The following is a 1,262-nucleotide window of genomic DNA, read 5'->3' as shown; positions in this document are numbered from 1 at the left end:
CCGCCTCTCCTACGTGCGCGCGGTCGTGTCGTGCGCCTCGTCGTGTCGTGGGCGTGGGCGTTTGGTGTGCGTGGTGGTGTCGTCAGGCCAGGCAGCAGGGCAGCGTGCCGTGGTGGTCGATCATCTCGGCGAGTGCCGTCTGCCTGAGGGGCACGGGCAGCGGGTCGCTGTCGCCGGCGCCGTCGAGTTCGGCGAAGGCGCGGTGCAGGTTGGGCACGAGCCGTTCGCTGTCCAGGAGCTTCGCGTAGGGGCCGAGAGCGGCGCCGCGGGCGGTCTCGGCCGGGGTCAGGCCGGCCCGGTGGCCCTGGGCGGCGAGCTGCTGGACCAGACGCAGATAGCCTTCGACCCGGTCGAGGACCTCGGGCCCGCACAGGGGGCCGTGGCCGGGGACGATCGTGGTGGCGCCGAAGGCCCGCAGCCGCTCGAGGGCGGTCAGTGATCCGTTGATCGTGCCCATCAGGCAGAACGGTGTCACACCGTTCATCACCAGGTCGCCGGTGAACAGGACCCGGTGCTCGGGCAGCCACACGACGGTGTCGTTGGAGGTGTGCGCGGGGCCGATGTGCTCCAGTTCGGCGCGGATCTGCCCGACGTGCAGGGTCAGCCGGTCGGTGAACGTGAGCTGGGGCGGGGTGAGTTCGATGGTGCCCCAGTCGACGTCGGGCCACAGGCCGGTCAGGTGCAGCCCGGCGGCGATCATCTCGGTGCGGGTGCGTTCGTGGCCGATGACGAGCGCCTCGGGGAACAGGTGGTTGCCGAAGGCGTGGTCGCCGTGGAAGTGGGTGTTGACGACCGCGCGCGGGGCGGCCGTGTTCAGGGCGAGCGCGGTGGTGCGCAGGTGGTGGGCGCGGGACTCGGTCGCCACGGTGTCGATGAGGGCGCTCTCGCCGCCGGAGACGAGGATGCCGGCGTTGTTCAGGCACCAGCCGCCGGGCGGCTGGAGGTAGGCGTGGACGCCTGGCGCCACCTCCGTCGCCCGGCCGGCGGGCGCGGGGGCCTGGTTGCGGACTGTGGTGCTGGAGGGCACGGCCTCTCCTCGGGCAGGTGTCGTGGACGGGCCGAGTCTGGTGGGGGCTCCTTGTGGCGCGGTCGACTCTCCAGGGGTTTTCCGGCCCGCCCCGAGAGGCGCGTCGGAGCGTGACCGGGAACGGCTGCCGGCCCGGCACACCCGAACGGAAGGACACCCGATGAGCGACGAGTTCCCGCGTGCGTCGCACGGTGCCGGGCGCGGCGGCGCGGCCGCCCGGCACGCGGTGCGGCGG

Annotated in this window: 1 protein-coding gene; it reads right to left on the bottom strand. The window is 73.4% G+C overall.

Annotated features, from left to right (window positions below):
• Positions 1 to 82: 82 nt before the first annotated feature.
• Entirely contained in the window at positions 83 to 1,027 is a 945-nt protein-coding gene (locus ACWGH4_RS35205) for an MBL fold metallo-hydrolase (protein ID WP_453467988.1), read from the bottom strand.
• Positions 1,028 to 1,262: the final 235 nt, after the last annotated feature.

The organism is Streptomyces sp. NPDC054847, assembly GCF_053610925.1.
This window is presented reverse-complemented; position numbering and strand designations above follow the sequence as displayed.